We start from the raw sequence: 24238 nt of genomic DNA, 5'->3' as shown, positions 1-24238 counted from the left end.
CCAATTGAAAGTCAACATTCGGCGACCTGCAAGTTGATGCCTGACCAGATGAAATCGGATCATGTGAGCAAAGGGGTTCATGTCGGCCTCGTGCTCAACGATTTCACTATCAAAGACACGCTGTATGATCGGTGACCAATCATGTTGAACACAGCGTCATCTGTCCAACGGGTTCGGCCATTTCACGTCTTTGAAAACTCCGACAAACTGGCAAGCACTTTCTGGCTCACCTCCTTGTCCTGCGCGTTCCAGTATTTGACCGTCTTCTTGTAGGGCAAACGAATATGCGGCTGGATGAATTTCCGGAGCAGCGTTCCGTCCAAAAGTGTCAGGTTTCTGCGCGCCTCGTCCGGGTCAGCGTCACGCAGGTAGACTGCGGCGGCGCGTGTCAGCATTCCCGGGCCGGACTTGAACCACGCGCCATCTGCATCCCGCGCGATCAGCGCGCGGATTGTCATCTGAAGTGCGATACGTAGAATCGGGTTGCCCGGCGGGGCGATCAACGTGTTGTTGGCGATTGCGCCGATGGGTTCACGCGTAACGACCAAACCTGACCCAATGCGCGCCAGTGCGTTGATGTCACCAACCGCGCTGTCGTCTGCATCACTGTAGATCCCTCCGAATTTGAAGATCAGGCACAGTCGCAGCAAATCGCTTTCCTCGGTGACATGCCGTGCCCGTTGAAAAGCAATGATGGCGCGCTGTCCGAACTGACTGCGCAACAGGGTCATCGCGCTGGTTCTGTTCAACAGCACGTGTTCGAAATCCGGGGTTTTCTTCCAACCCTCGATCAGTGCTGCAACGTCTTTGGGCACGGTGTCGGTGTCCCAGTATTGAAAGATGCGTTTTGGAATTGGCGCGTCCCTCTTACTGTCAGCACCCCAAAGCGTGTCGGCCCACCTGTCTACAAGCTGTTTGGCCGGAAAATAGTATTGTTCTGCAAGCTTGTTTTCGATGGTTTTCGCTGGCCCAGAGTCGCGTGCTTCAAGTGTGCGATAGACTTGGAGATCCGTAAGCATGCGACCATGCAGACCGGTTGTGAAGTGGGCGGCGACCCGGCTTGTGCTTTTCGGATCGTTGCGAATTTTGCGCTGTGTCGCCAGGGCAAGGTCCAGATCACCGCACGCAAGGCAAAGGTCGAGGTATTGGCGTTGATGGAGGCCCGGCTTGCCACTGTCTTGGCGGCGTGTTGCACGTTCCAGAACGTCGGGTGTTGCCCCCTGCGCATGCATCAGCATGAGCCGCTCACGTTCGACATCAAGGCCGGGATTTCGGGCCGTCAAGTAGTCAAGATGCGCATGTCCGGCCATGTAGTCCCGGGCTACGCCACACACATGAACATACAGTGCATTCAAAGCACGATGCCCCGGCCACTTCCGCGCAGCACGTCTGAGGTAGCGTTTGGCGAGAATGGTTTGTCCGGAATCTGCAAGATATCGACCGACAAGAATGGCGTTGCGCGGTGTTGCGCGACCGGACAGGATGCGGCGTGCGTGTGCCACAGCAGCCTCGGGTCCTTCGGTTATGCCCACAGCGTCAATTCTGAATTCGTCCCGCAGCGCGGGCGCGAGCTTGGCGGATAGGGCTTCACTCACATCGTACAAAACCTCTTTGTCCGCGGTGACGTGCGCGAGTTTCAGCAGCCAGTTTGCCAGACCCAGCGAAATGGTTTCACGTCGCGTCAGGTCGCCGATCAGTTTTGGAGTGATATCCGGCAGGGTCTGTCGTTCAGCCAGACTCAGAACATGCTCAATTTGTGCATCGTTTAGCCTGGCTGGTTTGCTTGCCAATTTGCTCAGCAATTCCGCGATGTCTTTGGTCTGAGTGCTGCGGACCAAGGTATCGCAAAGGGCCAGCGTCAGCTCTGGATCGGGATCGCACCCCGACTCGTGCGCGTCCTGCAAAAGCGTCACCGCCTGTTCATGCTGCCCCGCCCTTTCAGCAAGCTCCACGCGGCCCAGAGTGGCAGACACATAGGTCTCGTCGTATTGCTGACTTGCTTCAAAGACCGAGCCCGCCTTGGCCAGATCGCCTGCTTGAGTATGGGCCCGTGCAAGTTCCAACAGCAGTTTGCACGGTGCATCACTGTCCGCGATGGCGAGCTCAAGTGCAGCAATCGCGTCGGTGGCGCGTTCCGCGGCGATCAACATCTGTGCCCGTCTGAGGCAAAACACTTCGGGCACGGGATTGGCGCGCTCGATTGCTTTGTCGCAAACATCGATGGCCTGCTGGTACGCGCCCAATTGATGCAGAAGCGCCACCTGGGCTTGTACGGCCGGAACATGATCGGGCGCTTCGGCGAGCAAGTCGTCAAAAGTCTTGCGTGCTGCGTCAATATCCCCGGCGCTCTGGTACAGTCGGGCCAGTGCCATCCGACTTTCCGCGTCTGCTGTGCCGCTTTTCACATGTTCCGCCAGAACTGCGATCGCTTCGTCGTTCTTGCCCATCAGCCCAAGGCATTTGGCGCGGCGTGTTTGCAGGACAGATGCAGGCAGGCAGTCCAGTTTTTCCGCATCCTGACACAGCATCAGCCCAGTTTGTGCCTTGGACCTTTTGATTGCGATATCAATCAGCCCGCGCATTGCCCCCGGGTGCGCGGGTTCGTTGCCGCGTATTTCGTTGAACAAACGTTCCGCGCGATTGAGAGACCCGCCGCGCAGCAAGAGTGATCCCAACAGCGCCGTCGCGGGCACGTCTTGCACTCCGTCCTCGTGCAGCTTCATCAGCACCTTGACGGCTGCGCCCGGCTGACCCAAACGGTCCAGCGCCGTTGCTTGCCGTGTTGTCGCCATGGCGCGCATTTCTGGAAAGTGGAACAGCGTTTCGCGCGCCTGAACAAGCGCCTGTTCGGCTTTGCCTTCGATCAAAAGCTGATCAATTTGCCACCGGCGCGCGGGCATGAACGTCGGATGATTGACCAGGATGCGTTCAAGTATGTCCGCCGCCGCTGCATGGTCGCCGTTTTGGTGCATGCGGCGCAGTTCTGTCATCAACGCGCCGGGTTCTGGTTGTGACGTCATAATTGCCCAACTGCATTGTCTGAATAGGGTGAGATGCCCGATTGAGCGATAAAAGCCTGTTTATGCACGCCGCCGCCGCTGCTGCAAGGATCACAGAAAAACAAAACATAACTCCTCACAACCAGGAATAGTTCTTTACAGATCGGCATTGCGATCTTTACCGTTGACCCACCACTTTTAGTTTTCTGGGGAAAAATTCTATGTCAGATGCATATATTGCACAAATTATGATGTTCGGCGGGAACTTTGCGCCGCGTGCGTGGGCCTTTTGCGATGGTCAGCTTCTGGCGATCTCTTCAAATACCGCACTTTTTTCAATTATTGGCACAACTTATGGTGGTGATGGACGTACGACATTTGCATTGCCTGACCTGCGCGGACGTGTCGCTATGCACCCTGGGCATGGTCCGGGACTGACGAGCCGAAGCCTTGGACAACGCGGAGGTGTTGAGAACGTCACGCTCAATACGACGCAGATTCCGTCACACAACCATTTTCCATCAGCAACAGCGACAACGAACACGACATCTCAAATGCGGGCAGAGAGCCGTGCCGGCAACGTCTCGACACCCGCTGGAAACATGCTGGCCGGCGGAACCAACATTTTCCGGGCCAATGCACCGGCAGAAGACGTGGTCATGGATCCCGCAATGGTCGACGTTCAAGTCGATGTTAACGTGGCGGTTACCGAACAGAATGTTGGAGGAAACCTGTCACATACGAACGTGCAGCCTTTCCAATGCGTCAATTACATCATTTGCTTGTTCGGCATCTTCCCATCGCGCAGCTGATGTGCAGGCTGGTATAGGAGAGCGACATGGTAGAGATTTTCGGATGGACGCGTCGAATGGTGCTGGCAGCAAAGACCGCCATCGTTGGTGGATTGGCCTTGCCAGTGTCGGCCTCGGTTGGTGCGGCAGCAGTGTCACCTCGTGCTGCACCACAGCGGCCTGTTGCGCCGGCGCGTTGGCCCACGGCAACAGCAGATGAACTGGAACCCTTTGTTGGTCAACGCTTTCGCGTGCGAACAGAGGAACACGGAACACTGGCTCTAAGACTGGTTGAGGTTGTTTCACCAGAAGCAGATCCGGCCCGTCCCGCGCATCTTAAACGCCGGACTGGTGTGCTCGCGACCTTTGATGGACCTGACGCCCAGCTACTGGCCGCATCTGAGGATTCCGTCCGCACGGTATCGCACCCCAAGATCGGAACAATTCAAGCTTATCTCAAGACGCTTCCGCAGAGCGGTGGAGGGTTTGAGATCGAAATGGTTTTAAACTGACGCAATCGGGGATTCGCACGGGCGGGTCCCCTACCCTTACACGGGATACTTGATGGCTGATGCTTGGCATTTGTCCGTTGCTGATTGTGATGTGACACTTGCATCATCGCAGTATGCACCTTTCCTGCGCGACCTGTTCATGCAGGTGCAGCGACAAGCCATGGGGTCTTTGCCCTTACCTGAACCTGCCCTGCTGCAGATGCTTGAACAGCAACACAATGCCCAGGTCCAAGAGTACAAGCGGGCTTTTCCACTGGCGGTCAACATGATCCTGTTGAAAGATGGTCAGCCGGTTGGGCGGCTTTATGTCGACTTCTCAAGCGATCCGGTGCACATGATCGACTTCGCGATTGTGCCAAGCATGCAGTCGAAGGGCATTGGCAGCAACGTGCTACAGTCTCTGTGTGAAGCTGCTCAAAATCGGAGTGTTCGCCTGTCGCTCAAAGTCCTGAGCGGGCAACGTGCCGAAAAGCTCTATGCGCGGTTTGGTTTTGAAGTCACCGACCGAAACGTACCGTTTGCTTCGATGGTTTGGTCCGGATCCTAGCTGATGACTATGGAATAGTATGTGCCACCCTCATCCTGCGCATGCGCACTGATGAAGACAGGAGTGGGCGGTATGTTTTCAGCTGACACTGGAAAGGTCAGGGATGGCAGAACCGGTTCGACCGGACCCTTCAAATCCAGAACGAACGCAGTGTGAGCCGCGCCCCCGCTTTTTTCATCTTCGGACACCGGATTGCCAGCTCCCGTGACCTTGGTCAGGGTTATGGGAAAAGGTGCTCCATCATCTAAGTGGACAATCAGGTCTGCGCCAACATGGGGTTCGAAAAGGTCTGAAGTCAGTTTCAAGATGTCGCTCATATTCGGTTCAGCCAACAGTTGCGCGCAGGGCGCACAAGGCACTTGTTTTGACAGTTTCCCGCCGTATCACACAACACGTGGTTGAAAATCACAGTTTTTCGTTGGCGTAATCACTTATCTTGCCTTAAGGCTGCGTTAACAATTTGTAACAGTAGGGACGCGCAATGCCCACCTTCGATTTTATCACTGGTTCGGCAGTTGCTGGAACTGGATCAACTTTCTCGATCAACTTCACTGACACGTCATCGGGAAGCCCGGTCAATTTCACGCTGAGCACAAGCGGCAACAGCGGGGTTTTGAACGCACAGTTTTCGGTGGTTAACCAAATCTCGATCACGGACACCGTGGCGGGCGGTGCGTTTGTTCTGGCACTGAATCCGACGCAGGCACTGAATAACATCGGTCCAACGGGTATGGGAAGCGTGACCCTCAACCTTGGGACCTATGTTTCAGGCACGTGGAACGTCACCCTTGTACATGAAACGAATACCGCCCTGAACCTTGTCACGACGGTCTCTGCGGGCGCGGCAGGCGCGGCGATCAGCGTTCCGACGACGGAAAACTACAGCGAAGTTCGCTTTACAGCGACCGGAGCTGGATCGAATGCCATCACAATCGACAGCGTTACAGCAGCGATCACCTGCTACCTTGAGGGCACCGGCATTGCGACACCGGCAGGCCGCGTTGCTGTTGAAACGCTGCAACCCGGCGACGAGATCCTGACCGCAGATGGCGGCACGACGACCGTGCGCTGGCTCGGCATCCAGCCCATCGACACCAGCACTGCGACACCGGCCAAGGCAAATCCTATCTGCTTTGCGACTGGTTCTATCGCTCCAAATGTTCCGTCACGCGACCTGTTTGTGTCGCCCGACCACGCCATGGAGATCGACGGCATTCTGTACAACGCAACGGCGCTGGTGAATGGGCGTTCGATCTATCAGGTTGCACAGATGCCGATGGACGGGTTCACCTACTATCATATCGACACCGGCGCGCACGAACTGGTGCTGGCCGAGGATGCGGCATCGGAAACCTATCTGGATGCCGTTGGTCGCGACGCATTCATCAATGGCCACGAACAGGCAGATGCGCCGATCATCCCCGAGATGTCGGTACCACGGATTGTTGCAAGCCGCATGGTGCCACAGGATGTCGTACGCGCCCTGTCTGACCGCGCCGATGCACTTGGTCTGACCGCAGGACGCAAGGTCGCCTGAACCAGTAGAATTTACATGATTAAGGGCTCGCTTCTGCGGGCCCTTTTTCGTTATCCGGCTTGCTGGTGCCGTTACCATAACGCAGTATGTGGCAAGCCCGGTTTGACAGCGCAAAAGAGCTTTTTATGACTTCGCCAACACTTCCCGACGCCGACAGGCTCAAGCAACTGAACGAAGACGTTGCGCGCATCCAGCGCCACCAAAACGCTGGCCGCTATGACGAGGCCGGGCAATCGCTTGATACCCTTCTCGCTGAATTCGAAAACCATCCGCAGCTGTTGCATCTCAAGGGGTTGAACCTGTTGCACCAGGGTGAGAAGGACATGGGGATGGAGTTGTTGGAGTTGGTGGCTGACAACGACAGCGGCAACGTTCTGGCATTGCTCGACCACGGCAGCTTCCTTGCGCGGGATGGGAAGATCGACGAGGCGATCCCAAAGTTCCGGTCAGCGACCGAGATGGCCCCGAACCTTGCCCTTGCCCATGCGAACCTTGGAGCGGCACTGGTCGTCAAGGAACAGTATGATGAGGCGATCGGGACGCTGAGCCGCGCCGCGGCACTGGATGGTGATATGTTGGACGTGCACCTGAACCTGGCGCAAGCGTTCATTCGCAGCCGCCGGTTTCAGCGCGCCATTGATCCTCTGTTTCGCGCGCTGGCGCTGGATCCGCAATCCATTGCCGCTCATGTCAATCTGGCCCATGCCCTGTTCCGTGCCGAGCGGCATGAAGCGGCAGAGCACCATGCCCGCCGCGCCATTGAACTGGCACCAGATGCGGCTGAGGCTTGGACGTATCTGGGAAGAATACTGGCTGCACTTGGCCGCATGGATGAAGCGGCGACGGCCCTTTTGAATGTGACCAAGATGCGTGGTGCTGGCCTTCCGGCGTTGTGTCTGCTGATCAACCTGCGCAAAACCAAGGAAGACAGCCCAGAATACCAGTTGATGAAGCAATACGCACAAAGACTGGATGACCTGCCAAACGAGCAGAAGATCAACCTTCTTTTTGCTATGGGCAAAGCGGCAGACGACCTGCGCGACGAAGAAACGGCCATTGCCGACTTCCGCAGGGCAAACGCCCTGACGGCTGAGATACATCCTTTTGATCAGGACACTCATGATGCGCGGCACGAGCGGATGCGATCGCTTGTCACGCCTGCCTTCGTTGAACAGCATCGCGATGCAGGCCTCCACGATGTCGCACCGATCTTTATCTGTGGCATGCCCCGTTCAGGCACGACCTTGATGGATCAAATGTTCTCGCGTCACCCGCAGGTTCAGGCAGGTGGAGAGCTGATGGCGACCACTTTTGCTTTCCAAAGAAGCCCCGGACTTTTGAAAGTCCTGGAGAAAGAGGCAAAGGACAGTTCTGTCACCGATGACATGCTGACGGCCTTTGCGGAACACTACCAGACCTTCCTGCATGGCGAGGGGCTGAAGTCAGAATACGTGTCTGACAAGATGCCAAACAACTATCTGTACGCGGGTATCCTCGCGCTTGCCTTTCCGCGCGCCAAGATCCTGATCATGCGCAGGCATCCAATGGACAACCTGCTGTCAAACCTGATGCAGAATTTTGGTGCTCACCAGCCCTATTCGACGCGGATCGACACGCTGGTTTCGATCTACAAGCAGTTTGACAGGACTGCGAACCACTACGTTTCCACCCTGCCCAAGCAGGCGCGATTTGTTGAGTATGAACAGGTTGTGGCGGACCCCGAAGGGCAGATGCGCGATGTAACTCGCTTTGTTGGGCTGGATTTTGATGAATCCATGCTGGACCACACCAAGTCATTGCGTGCGGTGAATACGGCGTCCGTCAGCCAGGTGCGGCAGCCAATCTACTCTTCGTCCGTGGCCAAGTGGAAACGGTACGGCCCGTTGCTGCAGGATATGGCGGAACAGTTGGGCGATCATCTGTCGCCAGAGGATCGAAAAATCTGTGGCTTGGAGGGCTAGCTTCTACAGCCCGTCGCTGACCACCGATTGCAGGTCAAATATGGGAAGCAGGACGGCCAACACAATTACCAGAACAAAGGCCCCAATCAGCATCATCAGCAGTGGTTCCAAAACCGCGGCAATGCGTTTGCGTTCCGTCGCAAGGCCATTTTCGACCATCTGGGCCGCGCGGTCTGTCATCGGGGCGAGACGGACGGAAGCCTCGCCCGCTTGAATCAATTGCCGGGCAACGGGTGGGATGATCTTCAGGTGCAACAAGGCCTGACTTAAACTTTCTCCCCGTCGTACGGCTTCAGATACCGCTTCGCCCTGACGGTGGAACTGATCAACCGTAAGAACGTTTGTGGCGTTTTCGACGGCATTTGGAACCGTGCTTTTACTGGCAAGAACGAGCGACAGGGTGCGCAGATACTGCACGGACGCGTCCAATCGCATGAACCGGCCGATCATCGGCAGTGCACAAGCCAACCGATCCCGGCGGTGTCGAAGTGCCGGGATGCGCGCGCTTGCGATGCTCAAAACCACAAGGCCAAGAATGCCAAGTCCTATCAACAGAAAGTTTGACTGTATCAAGTCGGAAATTGCGATGACCACCTGCGTAATTTGCGGCAGCGGCCGGTCGGACATTGCAAACATATCCACGATCTCCGGCGCGACATTTACCATCAGAACACCGCAGACCAGAAGCGAAACCGCCGCGACAAAGGCCGGATACAAAAGCGCCGTCGAAATCTGTGCGCGTTCTTGCCCCTGCGTTTCAAGATGCGTGGCCAGTTCGTTGAAGACTGCCCCAAGGTGGCCTGCATTCTCGCCGGCTTGGACCGAGGCCAGATAATACGCCGCGAACCCCCCGCCGCTGCCCGCCAAGCTTTCGGAAAGGGTCGCCCCATCCATCAAGCGCGCCCTTGCCCGAGCCGCAACCGTATCCAGTGACTTGTGTCCTCCTTGCCGCACAGCATCCAACGCGGCTTCAACCGGCATTTCCGCGCCCAGTAGAACGGCCATCTGCCGTGTAAACACAGCCCGAAGGTCATCATTCAATATGGCGCGACGACCCAATCCCAGTTTTTCGGTTTTTGCGTTTTCCTTGAAGGCAAGGTCGGCCACATACAGACCTTGTGCACTGAGCTGACTTGCCGCGTCAGTTTCTGTCTCGGCGACGACAAGCCCCTTGCGTTGTGCCCCATCTGCCGTGAACGCGGTATACGAATAGGCTTTCACGCGACGTCTCCGACCACGCGCAAGGTTTCTGCCAAAGTTGTCTGTCCGGCAGCAACTTCCAACAGGCCCTGACCAAACAGGCTTTCGCGTTCCTGCATGGCGATGGCGCGCAACGCCGTTTCATTTTCGCCCCGATCAATGGCCGCACGCAGGGTTTCGCCCACTTCGATCATCTCGAAGACACCGACGCGACCGGAATAGCCGATGCCGCCGCATTCATCACACCCGACGGCATCCTTTACATATGCTGGCGGCTCAATCTGGTGCCGTTCGAAATGCGCCGTCTCGGCGGCGGTCACGGCCCGGGTTGTGCTGCATGTATCGCAGAGACGGCGCAGTAGCCGTTGCGCGATCACCCCGCGAAGCGTTGCAGCGATCAGAAAGTCATCAAGGCCAAGATCGCGTAGGCGCACAACAGCCCCAACCGATCCATTGGCGTGCAGGGACGAGAAAACGAGGTGGCCCGTCAAAGCCGCCTGGGCCGCGACGCTTGCTGTCTCTCCATCCCGGATTTCGCCCACCAGAATGACATCGGGGTCCTGACGCAAGGTAGCCCGCAAACCATTGGCAAAAGTCATGCCAATCTCTGCATTGATCTGGGATTGGCTGATGCCTGGCAGATCATACTCGATGGGGTCTTCGACAGTGACAATGTTGCGTTCGTCACGATTGGCGAGCTGCAGCAGCGAATACAGGGTCGTTGTTTTGCCTGCCCCGGTTGGACCAGTGGCAAGGATGATCCCGTTGGGCAAGGCCGACAGACGATGCAGCAGCGCGACCTGTGCGTTGCTGAGACCCAGCTGAGACAACGGCATCAGACCCGAAGAACGATCAAGAATCCGCAGAACGATCCGTTCGCCGTAGTTGCCGGGCAGCGAGCTGACGCGCGTATCAATGGTACGGCCCCCAAAGGTCAACGGAATGCGCCCATCCTGCGGCAGACGTGTTTCCGCAATATCAAGGCCAGCCATTACTTTGAGGCGCGAAACGACCCGGCGGGTCGGAACATCAGACCGGTCCATGATCTTTTGCAGGAAACCATCGATGCGCATCCGCGCCCGCAGGCCATCCTCGTAGGGTTCGATATGCAGGTCCGATGCGCCGGAGGTCACGGCCCGACGCAGAAGCTGGTTCACCAACTGGATGACGGGGGCATCACTTTCAGCATCAAGCAAGTCGCGTTGGCGACCCGCACCTGTCGTTCCGTCGGCCAGTTCAAAGAGCACGCCGTCCTGCTCTTGCGTGTCCACCTGATCATAGACGCGGGCCAGCGCGGCGTCGAAGGCAGCGGCGTCCAAATGCGTGACACGCATGTTCTCCTGTCCGGCCGTCGCCACGCGCCGCTGTGCCTCGCGCAATCCAAGCGCAAGCGGCTTTGGGCCCAGAACAAGTGTGTCGCCATCCAGAATGACCCGCGTGTCCCGCGCCAATGCAAATGGCAGCACGACGCCTGCTCTGGCTTCATCCTCCTCCAAAGCGGAGACGGGTTGGGAGGGGTGGGAAGTTTCGGCTTTGGGCAACATCGTCCACGTAACCCGCGTCAAAGGGTTGGTTCAAGTCAGCACCATCAAACGGCAAGGTCCGTTGCGACGTGCGCGGGTATTGTCCGTCATCAATGGGTTGGATGGCAAGGCTTGTCGCCTTGGCCTTGCGGGCAAGTTGTTTTGTGAGAGCTTTCGCCTCGGCGTCATTCTTGACCACGCGTGGCCGCAGCATGACCAAGAGTACACGTTGATTGTCTTCAACGCTTTTGCCACGAAACAAGCCACCGACGATAGGCAATTTGCTGATCCCCGGCACCCGTTGTGACACGGCCCCTGATCCATCTTCGAGCAGGCCGCCCAACATGATGACATTGCCATCACGAACCAGAACGGTTGTGGACAGCGATCTGCGTGCCGTGATCTCCCCCCCTGCCGCCGCATTTGCGTTGGTCAGGCTGGACACTTCCTGATTGATGACCATCCGCACGGTACGGTCCGCGTTGATTTGCGGTGTGACATTCAGCGTTAGACCCACATCCTGACGTTCAATAGTTTGAAATGGATTGTCGGGCGAATTGCTTTCACCGACCTGGCTGAAGGACCCGGTCACAAAGGGCACATTCTGTGCTACGACGATTTCCGCCTCTTCGTTGTTGAGCGTCATGATGGACGGCGTGGACAGCAACCGCGTCGAATTTGTGGATGCAATGGCGGTCAACAGCCCCGCAATGCCATCAGAGTTGTTACCCGCAGCGCCACCGATCACGCCACCTGATCCGGCGGTTACAGTGCTTGTGTTGGTGTCATCCAGTATCGACGTCACCAGGCTGGACAAGCTGGGGCGACCGGGCAAAGAGAATTCGACGCCGCCAACAACAGCGTTATTCAACACGGCCCCAAACTGGGCTGACAGGTCCGAGAACCCTTCCACGGACATTTCGAAAATGACAGCTTCAACCAACACCTGGGTCGGTCGACGATCCAGGAAATGCACCATGGAAACGATGTTGTGCAGTTGATCTTCGGGTGCATTGATCAGCAGGGTGTTTGTTTGCGGGTCCGCCACGATACGCGCCTGCGCCGCATCGGGTTGGGGGTTCTCGGTCTGCACCGCGCGCAGCACCACATCAGCCAATGTCGCGGCATCTGCATAGTTCAGTTCAATGGCATGAGACACGACACTGTCGCGTTGCTTGTCCAGTCGCGAGGCCAGAACACGCAGCTGTTTGCGCAGCTCTTCATCACCAGACACAACAAGCGCGTTTGATCGACGATCGACCGAAACGGCGGCCCCTTCAGGCACGATCCCCATCGCCTCAACCACCTGCAACACTTCCGAGGCGTTTGCATTGCGCAAGCGGATCAGTTCAATCGGATCCTCGCGTGGCTGATCCAAGCGGGCCACCAGCGCTTCGATCCGAGAGATATTCTGCGCGCGATCCGACAACAGCAGCAACCGGGCTCGGGGCACCGGCGTCAGAACCGCTTCGGCCGGCAAAAGCGGACGGATCACTTCGACCACTTCACTCAGGGGCACATTACGAACCTCAATCACGCGGGTTTCAAATCCGGCGCGGGTAATGTCGATGGGGCCGGTAGACTGTTCGCGGGCGACGTTCATTGGAACCACCCGTGAGACCGCGCCGTTTTCGATCACGGTCAGCCGGTTGAGTTCAAGGACGGTCAGGAAAACTTCATACAACGCATCGGCGGACAATGGGTTCGGCGCAAGAACCGTAACGGTGCCACGCACTGCCGGATCAAGGACAAAGTTGCTACCGGTGGCTTCGGATACGATTTCGACAAAACTGCGCAGGTCCGCATCTCGCAGATCAAGCTCTACATCTGCGCCAGACTGGGCATTCACGGACCCCGATAGACCTGCACAATACATGCACAGCGCAAGAATACAGACCCTCAAAGGGTGAAGATAGGACATGACTGCTCTCTGCCTTGATGCTTCTGTGTCGATCTGATGCCGACATCTTGCACTTGTTTAGTCTATCTTACTCGAATTTGGCTCTATTCACAGCCTCGAAGTTCTATTTCGTACGGCTGTGGCGCGAACGCCATGACCTATTGTTCCGGAAATCCGAGCAATTCAGGATTGCTTTCACCCCGATCGACCCACAGGCCGGCCGCATCAATTCGGTCAATGCGTATGCCAGCAGCCAACTCTTCTCCGACTTTCAGGATGCGATCACCGGAAGGGTGAGATACCATTCCCCAAACCGCATCCCCGGAGCGTACTACGCCTTTGAGGCTGAAGCCCAAGCTGTCGAGTGGCGGTAGGGGTGGTTTTGGCGGTTCAGGTGCCGCCACCTGTTCAACGACCGTCGGTGCAACTGCCACGGTTGGGGGTTGCAATTCGCCAAACAGCGGTGTCCAGCGAAACGGCGCCTTTTCCGGTTGCTGCAAAGCGCTTTGATTGGGCTCTGACGATACTTCCTTGACCAGCAGTTGCGTATCTATCGGGCCGTCCTGCATAGACTGCCAAGCAACGCGCAAACGCTCGCCAGCAATGCCCGCCCCTCCGAGCGCTATAAGTGTCATTCCGAACGCAACAAGCCGCATTGTGCGCCCCCCGATGCAATAATTCTTGCTTTTTGGCGGGAATTTGCCTGTCTATGCTATGCAAAGACAACAAAAAACATAAAAATCGAGTGGATAAGATGCAGGTTTCACGCATGGCGCGAAGTTTCGCGGTCTTGGCGATGCTTTTGACTCTTGTTGGGTGCGCACCCGACTTGGGAACTGGTGTTTCATCGTTCCAAAAACAGTACGCAACAGCACGAACAGCGCTCGAGTCAGGGCGATATGCGCGCGCCATTCAGGCCTATTCGCGGATTGTTGAGCAAGCCGGTCCGCTCACATCACGTATCGAACTTGAGCTTGCACACAGCTATCTGCGGGACGGACAGTATGCTGCAGCCTCGAAAACTGCACGCCGTGTGGCAAATGCAGAAACCGGCGACGCGAAGTTTGCAGCATTGGCGGTACAGGGAACAGCGGACCATGAATTGGGTCTGGCCGCTCTGAAAACCGGCGACACGGCAAAAGGCCGGTCCTTCCTGACACAAGCAGACACGGCGATGAAAACCGTATTGGAGTCAAATGCCGAGCTGGACCCGTTGGGCGCACTTGCCGGCAGACGCGCGAGCATCGCCGTTCGCCTTAAGACGCTTTAAGTCGGTGGACGCAACACGATCCGGGCCGACACACGGCCGGGGTCGTCCAGTGCTTCGATCCTGAAACTGCCAATGTCGTAGCCCCATATCGGTGATTGGCCTGACAGCCAGTTTGCCAGGGCGGTGAACACAACCTTTTCAAAGGTCAGTTCGATCAAACCACCTTCTTGCACACCCAGATCGGACACCTGCTGCCACAGATTGGCATCCACCAATGTCTTTTCTAACCCAGTTGAACCTATCGGATTTGGCCGCGCAACCTCTGTCAGATCACTTAGCCCAACGGTTTGCCGGGCGCGATCACTGACCCAAGCTTCAAGCGCCAAGGCGTCATCACGTGCGTCAAGCGCTGCCGCACGACTTTCGGATAGGGGCAACAATACCGTGAACACGACACAAACTGGCACCAAGAAAAGAAAACACACCGCCATCAGGAAACGTTCCCGCACGGACCGCGCGACCAGCCAATCAATGACGCCGTCCATCACAGCTGACCTCCTTGCCCGGTACTGATAAGCTGTAGTTCCGTTCGCACGCCCGCACCATCTTGTGTCCGGCGAGAGCCAACGACCAGAATCTCAAGCCCGTTGCCAGCCAATGCCGAGGTAAGCGCATCCGCTGCGGCAAATCCTGAGGTTTCGACCAGCAAATCAAGCCGCGTACCGTCCAGGCTGCTTGCACGCAACATACGTGCTCCGCTGCCATGGATCGTCACACCAACCCTTTCGAACAGGGCCAGCGCATTCGGGACCTCATTGTCCGTTACCGATGACTGGCGCATCGCAGCTTCGGCCTGCTGCACCTGGCTGCGGACATCAAGAATTGGCCCATTCGGCACAAACACATCCCGCACAACCTGTTCAGTTGCGGTCTGGATTGCAATCCGTTCCGCCCGCAGCCGTTGTATCTCGAGCAGGTCACTGGCGGTCCAAAGAGCAATTGCAATCATAAGGAGCGCAACCGGCCAGCGCCATGGCTTGATCTGGTTGCGCAACCTTCCTCTGACCAATGCAGGATCACGGCTGAGATTACAGGCCAGCTCTCCGTGCGTCAGAACCGTGGGAACCTCCAGACCTTCGATCTTGGCAACATCGGCCGCGTTTTCCACCACCGTCACATTGTTGTCCTGTGCCAGAGCCACAAGCTCTGGCCAGGGCTCCCCGACCATCAATACGCATTTTGGCTTCTGATCGGGATCAGCCATACCCTCGGAGAGCGCCGCCAGAGCTGCATCTGCTTGTCCACCGAATCCATCGTCGGGACCAAGCCGTACGGACACACCGGTGTTGTCCGCGTGAACAGCCCAAACCCCGTTGGCGGTTGGCAACGCAAGATAGTCTGGCAAAACAACATTCCGACCACGCGGAATTTGCGACCGCCATGTCTGCAACAATTCGGTATCCGCCACCAGAACCTGATGCCATCCCTTGCCATTCAGACCATGGAAGGGCCGCATTTCTATGTCGTCTGCCCCAAGGCTCAGCCGATCCTGCAACTGACGTCGCGCCACCTGCTCTCGCGCAATGCCGCGCAATTTCTCGGGCAGATCAAGCGCCAACAGTGGAACGGCTGCCCCAGGCACAAGAACAATCTGCCGCCGGTCGACATCGCTGGCTTCGGCAATCTGTACAAACTGCCGCCCAAACCCATGCGAAGCAGTTTTTTGGCCCAAATGGCGGTTTCGCCTCACGATACGGCCCTTTCGTTGGCAGATCTCGTCCACACGATGCCCAAGTCCGCAACCTTGTTCAATTGGAATGGAACCTCTTGCATTGTGTCAGGGGTACTGTGTGACCCGCCAGGCGATACGTGGCAAGGACCCGTTGCCGCGACGTTCAAACAATGTCTCACGGCGCGCCGAATACCCTTCCAGTGTGGCGCTCGCGCGCAGCTTGAACCAAGCACCACGTACAGAAAACCGAGACAAATCCAATTCGTTACCCAACCCACTGCCCTGAATCTCTTCGACACGTCCCAAAAACGCATCGATCGAAACAAAGGGCTCTTCCTCGCGCTCAGACAGAACCGACGCAACCTGCAAGCGGGTCAAGTCAGGCAGGAATGCCGCAACGACATCAATCGACGCCGTGTTGATGTTCAGCTGGCTATCGGGTGGAGCGAGCGTGGCCACCTGACCCAGTTTGTCGAGATCGGAGGGGGTCAAACCGGCAATGTCGTGCAGTTCAGCTGACAAAGTGCGCTGACCACCGATGGGGTCCAGCGGCGGATCGAATGCCAGATACGCCCGCGCGTTGGACGGCACCCCGGGCGACATCGCGGCGGCCACCAGGTCAACAACCTGAGGACGCGCTTTGACTGCAGCCAGTGCGCGTGACAGCACATCAACCATACCCGGAGCATTCCCGGCCGCCAGCCAGTTGAGGTTGAACCTGCGTTCGACGTCGATCAGCGTTCCAGACACGGTGCCCCGGTCCATATCAAGGGATTGGGTGTCGATGCGCCAGTCGCCATCGTCGGTTGTGACAGCAGTCCGATCCACCATCAACACCGTCATTGCATAGGCTTCGAAGCCATCCAGGTATTGATCAAGTTGATCGGATGTCTGAGCCGCGCTCAGCCGCACGCGACCGGCCTCGGATTGCGCCACTACAAATACTGCAGCCGCCGACATCGCTGCGACAATGACCAGAGCGTTCAGCAGGACAAATCCCCTGTCCTTGATCATTGGAACGTCTCCATCAGTCGGATGTCGCCATGTGTGACTGTTGTCAGAGTGACCTCAACCGCATCCGGCAGCCAGGTGGAAAAGCCGGCATACGCGGCATTGTCTTCATCCAAAGGGCCGGTTGACCTGCCAAAGGTGCTGACACCCGGTCGCCATCCGATCCCGTTGGGCCAAAAACTGCGCACGGTCAATTGTCGCACACCCGACATGACAGAGACTTCCGGCCCCGCTGCCGCGGCATTCAGCGGTGTCAACGCACGCCAAACCCGTCGATAGAGCACTCCCGTCACTGGGTCCAAACGCCATTCGACCCGCGAAATTTCATTCGACTGAACCGTGTTTCCATGGGTTAACTCCAGTTGACCTGCAACAGTCATTTCAAGCCTGTTGCCACCGGCTGCCAAACCCAAAGCAGAACGTGGTGCAGCGCGTTCCGGCGGGTAGAACGCTAGAGGAACAACCGAAGCCAAATCGTTGCGCAACAATCCCAAGGGGCGGGTCAGCGCTGCCGTTTCAATTTGCAAGGCAGATAAACTGTCACGGGCGCGCAGTGTCCCGCTCAGTGCTTGCACAGCCATGACAGAAATGAGCCCAAACACAGCCATGGCTGCAACAAGTTCGATCAAAGACATGCCATCGTCACGCCGGATCACTGGTACCCTCCGCTTGGCAGGTAGACTACCAGGGACGCGCCCGCACCCGAACGCTCCGGGACATGCGCGGACACAATCGTCTTGACCAGCCCGGCGGCGGTAGTCTCTCGATCCACCACCAAGACGAAATCACGGTCTGCCATCGTCACGGCGGCAGGCAAAGACGCATATGGCCCGAACAGTCGCATTTCCTCGGCCCGGTTGCGCACCACGATTTGAGCCAGGGCGCGGTCTTCGGCGCCTTCCCCGGATACACGCGCCTGATCAAGACCGCGCAATGCCGCAATGCTGCCTATGGACAGAACCAGTATGGCGACCGCGAGCTCTATCAAGGTAAAACCACGCTCTGATCTCAGTCGCATGTCGCCACCGTCCATCCGCCGCCGGTGCACCGCCGCAGCGTTTCAGACTGTGCGCTGGCAAATGTCACCGTGAACGCCGTGGATTGACCTGAAGGAAGAAGAACCAGGTCTGGGACATCGCCGCGCCGCCCGCCCTGCCCGGCAACCAGCGCAACGCGACTGCCCCAAGAGACCTTGCCACCCGTCTCGCGCCATCCCGTTTCGCCAAGCTGCATCGGCTGCATCCCGTTCGTATCAAGCAACAAGCCCTGCGGTGTCCGCGTCTCCCGCGCGAGGTCGGCGTGCAAACGCCAGGTGTTCAGAAAGCGTGTCGCATCTTGTGCTACATCGTCGCCTTTGACGCGTCCGACAGTCAGTGTGGCCCCAACGCTCAGCACGGCGAGGACGGTTACCACGACCAGTAGCTCAATAAGGGTCATCCCGGCATCGGCCCGAGCCTTAGCCGCCCGTCCAGGTTCCGATATCTGCATCTGCGCCTGTTCCTCCGGACACACCGTCCGCCCCAAAGGTGAACACATCAAAGTCACCATGCACCCCCGGAGACAGGTATTGGTAAGGTTGCCCCCACGGGTCCGTGGGCACCCGGTCAATATAGCCGGATACGGCCCAATTGTCCGGTACAGGGTCTGTGACCGGTCGGCTTACCAGCGCCTGCAACCCTTGTTCCGTTGTCGGGTACTTGAAGTTGTCCAGGCGATAGAGCTGAACTGCATTGGCCAGAGCCGCAATGTCCGACTGCGCGCGCGCGGCGCGCGCCTGATCCGGTCGATCGATCACGCGCGGCACAATCACCAGCGCCAGAATGGACAGGATCACCACGACAACCATCAACTCCAAAAGGGAAAACCCGGCATCGCGCCCTTGCTTTTCTTGTTGGTGCGATGTGCATTTCGACATCATTGATTGCTGCTCCGACCCAGGTCCGCAGCCCATGATAGGGGGCGCTGTTGGGTTGTCCACGCCATTCTACCGGCACGTGCACTTCCCCCGCCCGACCCTGCCGGATACGGTGCGGGCAATGTCGACCTCATTGCCTCTTACCGTGTTTGTTGTACTTGCCGGACCAAGTGTTGGGTCCTTCATCGCATTGTGCGCAGATCGCATTCCCATGGGCGAAGATGTCATTGCAAAACCCTCGTATTGCGGCACCTGCAAAACCCGACTGCGGGCGCGCGACTTGATGCCCATATTGTCTTTTGCTCTGACCAAAGGCCGTTGCAATACATGTCACGCGGCCATCCCGCCACACCTGTTGTACATTGAAATTATCGCGTGTGGCTTGGGCCTTTTTGCCGTGTTGGCCGGAGGCGAGCCGCTACACGTCTTGCTCACGGCACTGATGCTGTGGCTGCTGCTCGCCCTTTGTGTGATTGACCTTGTGGCTTTCCGTCTGCCCGACGCCTTCACGGTTGCGCTGGCCGCAACCGTTTTCCTGCGGGCGCCCGATCCATTGCAGGCCATGTGGGGTGCAGCCATCGGAGCCGGATCATTTGCGCTGCTTCGCTATGCCTATTTCCTGATCCGGAAACGCGAAGGCCTGGGGTTGGGGGATGTGAAACTGATGGTCGGACTTGGAGCTGCCGTTGGCCCAGCAGGGGTTCCAACACTTGTTCTGCTTGCTGCCCTGCTGGCCTTGTTTGGCGCATGGATGACAAGGGATCGTCACGACATGGCTATCCGGCAACGTCCACTGCCCTTCGGCGCAGCCTTATGCGTGAGCGCTGCCGTCTTGTGGGCCTGTGGCGTTGCATGAAGCAGTTGAATTGAACCAGACCACCGGGTCATATGCACCCATGACCCACATGCGCGCCTTTCTCAAACACCTCAGCATTGCAACGTCACTCGTCCTGCTGGGCGGCACCGCCTCCTTTGGACAAACCGCGCCGACGATTGAGGACATCGAGACGGCCTGGGCCAAAGGAGATCTCCAATCCGTAAGGGCAGCCCTGACAGAGCGTATCAAGACGGATGACTCGGCTCTGACTGCAATGCGTCTGGGACGCATGTTGGTGGAAGGTTTGGGTGGCCCGATCGATCGCGATACGGGTTTGCAACTGCTGACATACGCCGCCGAAAACCATCATTTGCCAGCCATCACACTCATGGCACGTGTCTATCTTACAGCGGGCGAGACGCGTGATCCTAAACGTGCCGCAGGTCTTTTGCGTAACGCAGCCACACGCGGAGATGCGGAAGCGAAATACTACCTTGGGCTTTTGTACAAAGACGGTGTGGGCGTCGAACAAGATACTGAAAAAGCGTTTTCATGGATGTTGGGCGCCGGAGAAGGCGGGCATGGACCGGCCCAGTTTGAGCTGAGCCGCTTTTATGCAAACGGCGTCGGCACTGCTCCCGACACGCAAGCTGCCCGCCACTGGCTGAACGAAGCCGCAGCGTCGGCGGTGCCGGAAGCGCAATTCGCCAAGGGAAATGAACTGCTGTCCGATCCGGACGCCAAGGCAACAGCCGCTATTGAGATGTTGGCATCCGCCGCAGAACGCGGGTTCGCGCCAGCGCAAAGCACACTTGGCACCTTGTATCTGACGGGCGTTCCGGGTCAGCCGGTTGATGCTGAACGCGCAGAGCGGTGGCTGCGCGCCGCGGCAATGGCCGGAAATCTGTCGGCAATCAACAATCTGGGCAGCGCCTATCTGTCCGGTGCGGTCTTGAACCAGGACATCCCCACCGCGATCACTTTGCTTGAACGAGCGTCAGATGCAGGTTTGGCGCGGGCAACCTTCACGTTGGCACAGGTATACGACAAGGGCGCAGGCGTTGCCCCTGAAAGCCAAAAAGCTATGCGTCTGTATCGCATTGCCGTGGATCAGGGCTCGACCCCGGCACGCATCCATTTGGGCGAACTGGTGTTGTCAGGTGATTTCCCCGGCTCCCTTGCCCCCCATACTGCTGTTCCATGGGTAATGGCACTTGCAGAAACAGACGAGCGGGCAGATGCCATCATCTGGATGGAAGAACACGCTTCGAAGGGCATTCGCCCGGCACAGGCCGCACTCGGGGCATGGTACCTGGAGCAGCCCGAAAAGGGCGAAAGGGCCATGGCGCTTCTGGAAGCCGCAGCAGCTGCAGGGCATGTACCCTCTCAGTTCAAACTTGGAATCGCACTGACAAACGGAGCTGGGATTGGCGTGATAGACTATGTTCTGGCCCACAAGTGGCTGAATATTGCTGCAACAAGTGGTCATGCCGACGCCATCAAAACGCGCGCCGCTGTGACAGACCTTATGACGGCAGAGCAAATCGCCGATGCCCATAGCCGTACCCGTGCGTTCTTTGATGACGTGCGGGCCGCTCCGTTGCCGCTCAAATGATGATCCGGCAATTCGCGTATTCTTTGGTTGTCCTTGTTGGCCTTGTCGGGACGGTATCAGCGCAATCCGAACCCGCTGTCACTTATGATCAAGCCTTGCGGTATCACGAAGGGGACGGCGTGCTGCAGGACTACAAAAAGGCCGCTCAGCTTTTGCAGCAAGCGGCGACACAGGGATATGCGCCTGCACAGAACCATCTTGGCCTTTATTACTTTGAAGGCAGAGGGGTCACAGCGGATCTTGGCACCGCGATTGCACTTCTAGAAGAAGCTGCAAAAGATGGCGATCCCAAGTTCCTTTTCGATCTGGCGCAGATTCTGGAATTGGCACCCGAAACGCAAGCACGGGCAGCGCAACTCTATGCACAAGCAGCTGCAGGTGGACTTGTTGAGGCGACAGTAAACCTGGGTGTCATGTATCAGGAAGGCAAAGGGGTGACCCGGGACGCGGTGCGCGCCCGCGCACTCTATGAAGATGCGGCGGCGGTCGGACTGCCCCGCGCATTGAACAACCTTGGTTTGCTCTATGCTCAGGCTGATGGAGTGGAACAGGACTACGCACGGGCGGCCCAGCTTTTTGCCAAGGCGGCAGAGTCAGGGCTGCAACCCGCGCTGCGCAACCTGGCGACATTGTACGAAAATGGTTTTGGCGTTCCACTGGACGAGGAAAGGGCGCAGGATCTGTTTCGGGCAGCGGCCGCGACCAACCTCCCCGATGCATCGGATTACGTGTCTGATCCACGCATCTCCACACCTGCCACCGACCCCGAGTCCGTCGCAAGGGTAGAGGCACAAGCCAAAACCGGTGATCCAATCGCCCAGTTCCAATTCGCATTGGCACGGCTTAACAACCCCGATGGGTCTTTTCAGGATTTGACAACCTCCTCTGCTTACCTGTCGGGTTTATCAGAACTTGGCCACGGCCCATCCATGTTCAATCTGGCGCTCATGTATCAACGCGGTGTTGCCTTGCCACAGGATTACGTGCTGGCATACAGCTGGATGTTGCTTGCAGATGCCAGCGGCGTACCCGCAGCAAAGACAGTTCTGGACCAAATGGCCGCGACACTTACACCAGAGCAAATCAACGTGGCACAGGCTTATGCAAAGACCCTGCGCTGATCTTTCTCTCTAAGCGGGTGATATGAGGAACTCTTTTGTATTCGACAGATTGTGCGCTTCTGTGGATAATGTTGTTCAGAGCTGATTTTAGTTAATTTCCAGTGTTTCCCGCTGTGCTGGTGTTGTCTATGGTACGTTTATGACAAGAAAATCCCTGATACTCAGCCTTGTTGTGGCAAGCGTAATGTCGAGCCCAGTCTTGGCCAGTGAGACACCACAACCGGTTCAGCAGCACAATTCAAACGCGGTTTGGTTCGAAAACTTCATCGGCCTCAGCAACACCCAAATGACAATCAGCTACCCCGATGGGACGCTGGAGACGGTCTTTGCGAAAACCGGCACGCCTGTGTTTCAATTGACGGGAGCCGAAGTGGTTGATGGCATCTACCGGTACGAGTTGACGGCTGCCACGAACGAAAAACAAACGATCAAGAACCCGATAGACAATGGACGTGGTGCCGCCGCATCAAACGAGCGCGCTGTGCCGTTTTCAATGTCCGGGCAGTTCGTTGTATCGCGGGGTGTTATCGTGACACCGGACGATCTGAAAGAAGACAACTGACCCAAGCCAAAGAAGCAGGGCAGTTCCAACGGAAAAGGACAGAAAAGCAAAATGAAGAATCCAATTTTCAAGGTCGCTGCTGCATTGGGGATCGGCGCGCTATCGACCCCCCTATACGCGCAGAACTTTACGTCGGATGTGATCGTTCAAGGATCGCTTTGCGTCGGCATCGACTGTTCAAATGGCGAAAGCTTTGGCTTTGACACAATCCGACTGAAGGAAAACAACCTGCGGATCAGGGCACAGGATACGTCAAATTCCGCGAGTTTCCCGACGGTCGATTGGCAGATCACGTTCAATGAAACGTCGAACGGCGGTGCAAACAAGTTCTCTATCGATGACATCGATAACAACAGAACACCTTTCACCATCGAAGCCAGCGCGCCGTCCAATTCACTCTATGTTGACGACGGCGGGCGCGTCGGTATGGGCACTGCCACACCCGTTGTCGAAGCGCATGTCGTCAACGGCGACAGCCCGACCCTGCGCCTTGAGCAGAACGGATCATCAGGCTTCACGCCACAGACCTTCGATATCGCGGCCAACGAAAGCAACTTCTTCGTGCGGGACGTAACAAACGGCAGCCAACTGCCCTTTAAGATCGTCCCCGGTGCCGATACCAACTCTCTGGTTATTGCGGCCAACAACAATATCGGTCTTGGCACAATTTCACCAGATGCTGATCTGCATACGATTGGCTCTTTGTTGATCTCGGACACGGATAGCGGAGTTGGCGCAGACACAGTTTTGCATGTGCGCAACAACGCTGCCTCTGGCAACCAAACCATGCTTAAGGTGGAAAACACCCAAGGCCGTCCACGGATTGAGCTTCTGGGCGCCGGCAACGCAGCGCAGACGGGGAACTGGTCCATGTCGGGCGGCAGCACTTTTGTTTTCCAGGATCGCACCAACGGCGACAATGAACTGATCCTTGATCAGTCTGGCAACCTGACCATCCTTGGCACATTAACCGAAGGGTCCGACCGAAACCGCAAAACCGGGATCGAGCCTGTCGATCAAAATGACATCCTGCAAAAAGTGCGCGCACTGCCCGTGTCGTATTGGACATACAAACAGGATGCCGACAAAGGCATCCGTCACATTGGCCCGATGGCGCAGGATTTCTATGCTGCATTTGGCACGGGTGCGACAGATCTGGGTATCTCCAATCTCGACTCCAGCGGTGTTGCTCTGGCGGCCATTCAGGCGCTTGCCAGCGAAAACACTGAGTTGAAAGCGCGCTTGTCCGAGCTGGAACGCCAGATCGAAAACTAAGGCGGTTCCA

Annotated in this window: 24 protein-coding genes; 11 read left to right on the top strand and 13 right to left on the bottom strand. The window is 57.3% G+C overall.

Going from position 1 to position 24238, the window contains the following annotated elements; genetic code table 11:
* Nucleotides 1-182 precede the first annotated feature (182 nt).
* Nucleotides 183-3020 (bottom strand): tetratricopeptide repeat protein, encoded by a 2838-nt coding sequence (locus tag IE087_RS22115; protein WP_189371755.1) that lies wholly within the window; start codon nucleotides 3018-3020, stop codon nucleotides 183-185.
* A 200-nt stretch (nucleotides 3021-3220) separates the two neighbouring features.
* On the opposite strand from IE087_RS22115, the gene IE087_RS22110 reads away from it, so the two are divergent.
* The 3 genes from IE087_RS22110 to IE087_RS22100 are packed head-to-tail and all read left to right on the top strand — an operon-like array spanning nucleotide 3221 to nucleotide 4849.
* The gene (locus tag IE087_RS22110) at nucleotides 3221-3811 is read left to right on the top strand and encodes a phage tail protein (protein ID WP_189371754.1); all 591 of its coding nucleotides are present in this window, start codon (nucleotides 3221-3223) and stop codon (nucleotides 3809-3811) included.
* Between the two features lie 26 nt (nucleotides 3812-3837).
* Nucleotides 3838-4302 (top strand): DUF6916 family protein, encoded by a 465-nt coding sequence (locus IE087_RS22105; protein WP_189371753.1) that lies wholly within the window; start codon nucleotides 3838-3840, stop codon nucleotides 4300-4302.
* Nucleotides 4303-4354: 52 nt separating this feature from the next.
* Nucleotides 4355-4849: a GNAT family N-acetyltransferase gene (locus IE087_RS22100; RefSeq protein WP_189371752.1), complete on the top strand. Its 495-nt coding sequence runs from the start codon at nucleotides 4355-4357 to the stop codon at nucleotides 4847-4849.
* Here IE087_RS22100 and IE087_RS22095 read toward each other — a convergent pair.
* A complete protein-coding gene (locus IE087_RS22095) occupies nucleotides 4846-5166 on the bottom strand; it encodes a DUF6916 family protein (protein ID WP_189371751.1) in 321 nt (106 codons plus the stop codon). The two genes, IE087_RS22100 and IE087_RS22095, sit on opposite strands and share 4 nt — an antisense overlap.
* A gap of 164 nt (nucleotides 5167-5330) precedes the next feature.
* Here IE087_RS22095 and IE087_RS22090 point away from each other — a divergent pair, with 164 nt between their 5' ends.
* Together IE087_RS22090 and IE087_RS22085 are read left to right on the top strand one after the other, a co-directional pair.
* A complete protein-coding gene (locus IE087_RS22090; protein WP_189371750.1) occupies nucleotides 5331-6386 on the top strand; it encodes a Hint domain-containing protein in 1056 nt (351 codons plus the stop codon).
* Between the two features lie 125 nt (nucleotides 6387-6511).
* Nucleotides 6512-8347 carry a tetratricopeptide repeat-containing sulfotransferase family protein gene (locus IE087_RS22085; RefSeq protein ID WP_189371749.1) on the top strand — a complete coding sequence of 612 codons (1836 nt, stop codon included), beginning with the start codon at nucleotides 6512-6514 and terminating at the stop codon, nucleotides 8345-8347.
* Nucleotides 8348-8350: 3 nt separating this feature from the next.
* Here IE087_RS22085 and IE087_RS22080 read toward each other — a convergent pair whose 3' ends face one another.
* The 4 genes from IE087_RS22080 to IE087_RS22065 all read right to left on the bottom strand — a co-directional run bounded on the left by IE087_RS22080 (nucleotide 8351) and on the right by IE087_RS22065 (nucleotide 13605).
* Nucleotides 8351-9568, bottom strand: a complete 1218-nt coding sequence (locus IE087_RS22080; RefSeq protein ID WP_189371748.1) for a type II secretion system F family protein — start codon at nucleotides 9566-9568, stop codon at nucleotides 8351-8353.
* Entirely contained in the window at nucleotides 9565-11091 is a 1527-nt protein-coding gene (locus IE087_RS22075) for a GspE/PulE family protein (RefSeq protein ID WP_189371747.1), read from the bottom strand. Before IE087_RS22075 ends, IE087_RS22080 begins: the two co-directional genes overlap by 4 nt.
* Complete coding sequence (locus IE087_RS22070) at nucleotides 11030-12991, bottom strand: secretin GspD/PilQ domain-containing protein (protein WP_189371746.1); 1962 nt, start codon at nucleotides 12989-12991, stop codon at nucleotides 11030-11032. The genes IE087_RS22075 and IE087_RS22070 overlap by 62 nt, the downstream gene beginning before the upstream one ends.
* 137 nt (nucleotides 12992-13128) lie before the next feature.
* A complete protein-coding gene (locus tag IE087_RS22065; protein WP_189371745.1) occupies nucleotides 13129-13605 on the bottom strand; it encodes a hypothetical protein in 477 nt (158 codons plus the stop codon).
* Between the two features lie 134 nt (nucleotides 13606-13739).
* On the opposite strand from IE087_RS22065, the gene IE087_RS22060 reads away from it, so the two are divergent.
* Entirely contained in the window at nucleotides 13740-14240 is a 501-nt protein-coding gene (locus IE087_RS22060) for a tetratricopeptide repeat protein (RefSeq protein WP_229801534.1), read from the top strand.
* Here IE087_RS22060 and IE087_RS22055 read toward each other — a convergent pair.
* The 7 genes from IE087_RS22055 to gspG form a co-directional block, all read right to left on the bottom strand.
* Complete coding sequence (locus IE087_RS22055; protein WP_189371743.1) at nucleotides 14237-14725, bottom strand: type II secretion system protein M; 489 nt, start codon at nucleotides 14723-14725, stop codon at nucleotides 14237-14239. The genes IE087_RS22060 and IE087_RS22055 overlap by 4 nt on opposite strands.
* The gene (gspL, locus tag IE087_RS22050; RefSeq protein ID WP_189371742.1) at nucleotides 14725-15930 is read right to left on the bottom strand and encodes a type II secretion system protein GspL; all 1206 of its coding nucleotides are present in this window, start codon (nucleotides 15928-15930) and stop codon (nucleotides 14725-14727) included. Before gspL ends, IE087_RS22055 begins: the two co-directional genes overlap by 1 nt.
* Before the next feature lie 87 nt (nucleotides 15931-16017).
* Nucleotides 16018-16926 carry a type II secretion system minor pseudopilin GspK gene (gene gspK, locus IE087_RS22045; protein ID WP_189371741.1) on the bottom strand — a complete coding sequence of 303 codons (909 nt, stop codon included), beginning with the start codon at nucleotides 16924-16926 and terminating at the stop codon, nucleotides 16018-16020.
* The gene (locus IE087_RS22040; RefSeq protein WP_189371740.1) at nucleotides 16923-17579 is read right to left on the bottom strand and encodes a type II secretion system protein GspJ; all 657 of its coding nucleotides are present in this window, start codon (nucleotides 17577-17579) and stop codon (nucleotides 16923-16925) included. Before IE087_RS22040 ends, gspK begins: the two co-directional genes overlap by 4 nt.
* Nucleotides 17576-17941, bottom strand: coding sequence for a type IV pilus modification PilV family protein (locus tag IE087_RS22035; protein WP_189371739.1), 366 nt, complete (start codon nucleotides 17939-17941; stop codon nucleotides 17576-17578). The genes IE087_RS22040 and IE087_RS22035 overlap by 4 nt, the downstream gene beginning before the upstream one ends.
* Nucleotides 17932-18411, bottom strand: coding sequence for a prepilin-type N-terminal cleavage/methylation domain-containing protein (locus tag IE087_RS22030; protein ID WP_189371738.1), 480 nt, complete (start codon nucleotides 18409-18411; stop codon nucleotides 17932-17934). The genes IE087_RS22035 and IE087_RS22030 overlap by 10 nt, the downstream gene beginning before the upstream one ends.
* Nucleotides 18380-18841, bottom strand: a complete 462-nt coding sequence (gene gspG, locus IE087_RS22025) for a type II secretion system major pseudopilin GspG (protein WP_373296546.1) — start codon at nucleotides 18839-18841, stop codon at nucleotides 18380-18382. Before gspG ends, IE087_RS22030 begins: the two co-directional genes overlap by 32 nt.
* A gap of 31 nt (nucleotides 18842-18872) precedes the next feature.
* Between gspG and IE087_RS22020 the strand changes: the two genes are divergently transcribed.
* From IE087_RS22020 to IE087_RS22000, 5 genes are all read left to right on the top strand, one after another.
* A complete protein-coding gene (locus IE087_RS22020) occupies nucleotides 18873-19694 on the top strand; it encodes a prepilin peptidase (RefSeq protein ID WP_189371737.1) in 822 nt (273 codons plus the stop codon).
* 40 nt (nucleotides 19695-19734) lie between these two features.
* The gene (locus tag IE087_RS22015; RefSeq protein WP_189371736.1) at nucleotides 19735-21270 is read left to right on the top strand and encodes a tetratricopeptide repeat protein; all 1536 of its coding nucleotides are present in this window, start codon (nucleotides 19735-19737) and stop codon (nucleotides 21268-21270) included.
* A complete protein-coding gene (locus tag IE087_RS22010; protein WP_229801533.1) occupies nucleotides 21267-22391 on the top strand; it encodes a tetratricopeptide repeat protein in 1125 nt (374 codons plus the stop codon). Before IE087_RS22015 ends, IE087_RS22010 begins: the two co-directional genes overlap by 4 nt.
* Before the next feature lie 139 nt (nucleotides 22392-22530).
* Nucleotides 22531-22953, top strand: coding sequence for a hypothetical protein (locus IE087_RS22005; RefSeq protein ID WP_189371734.1), 423 nt, complete (start codon nucleotides 22531-22533; stop codon nucleotides 22951-22953).
* A 51-nt stretch (nucleotides 22954-23004) separates the two neighbouring features.
* Nucleotides 23005-24228 carry a tail fiber domain-containing protein gene (locus IE087_RS22000; RefSeq protein ID WP_189371733.1) on the top strand — a complete coding sequence of 408 codons (1224 nt, stop codon included), beginning with the start codon at nucleotides 23005-23007 and terminating at the stop codon, nucleotides 24226-24228.
* The last annotated feature ends 10 nt before the right edge of the window (nucleotides 24229-24238 follow it).

Source organism: Tateyamaria omphalii, assembly GCF_014651375.1.
Taxonomy (GTDB): domain Bacteria; phylum Pseudomonadota; class Alphaproteobacteria; order Rhodobacterales; family Rhodobacteraceae; genus Tateyamaria; species Tateyamaria omphalii.
The sequence above is the reverse complement of the archived record's forward strand: the minus strand, read 5'-3'. Positions and strand labels throughout refer to the sequence as shown.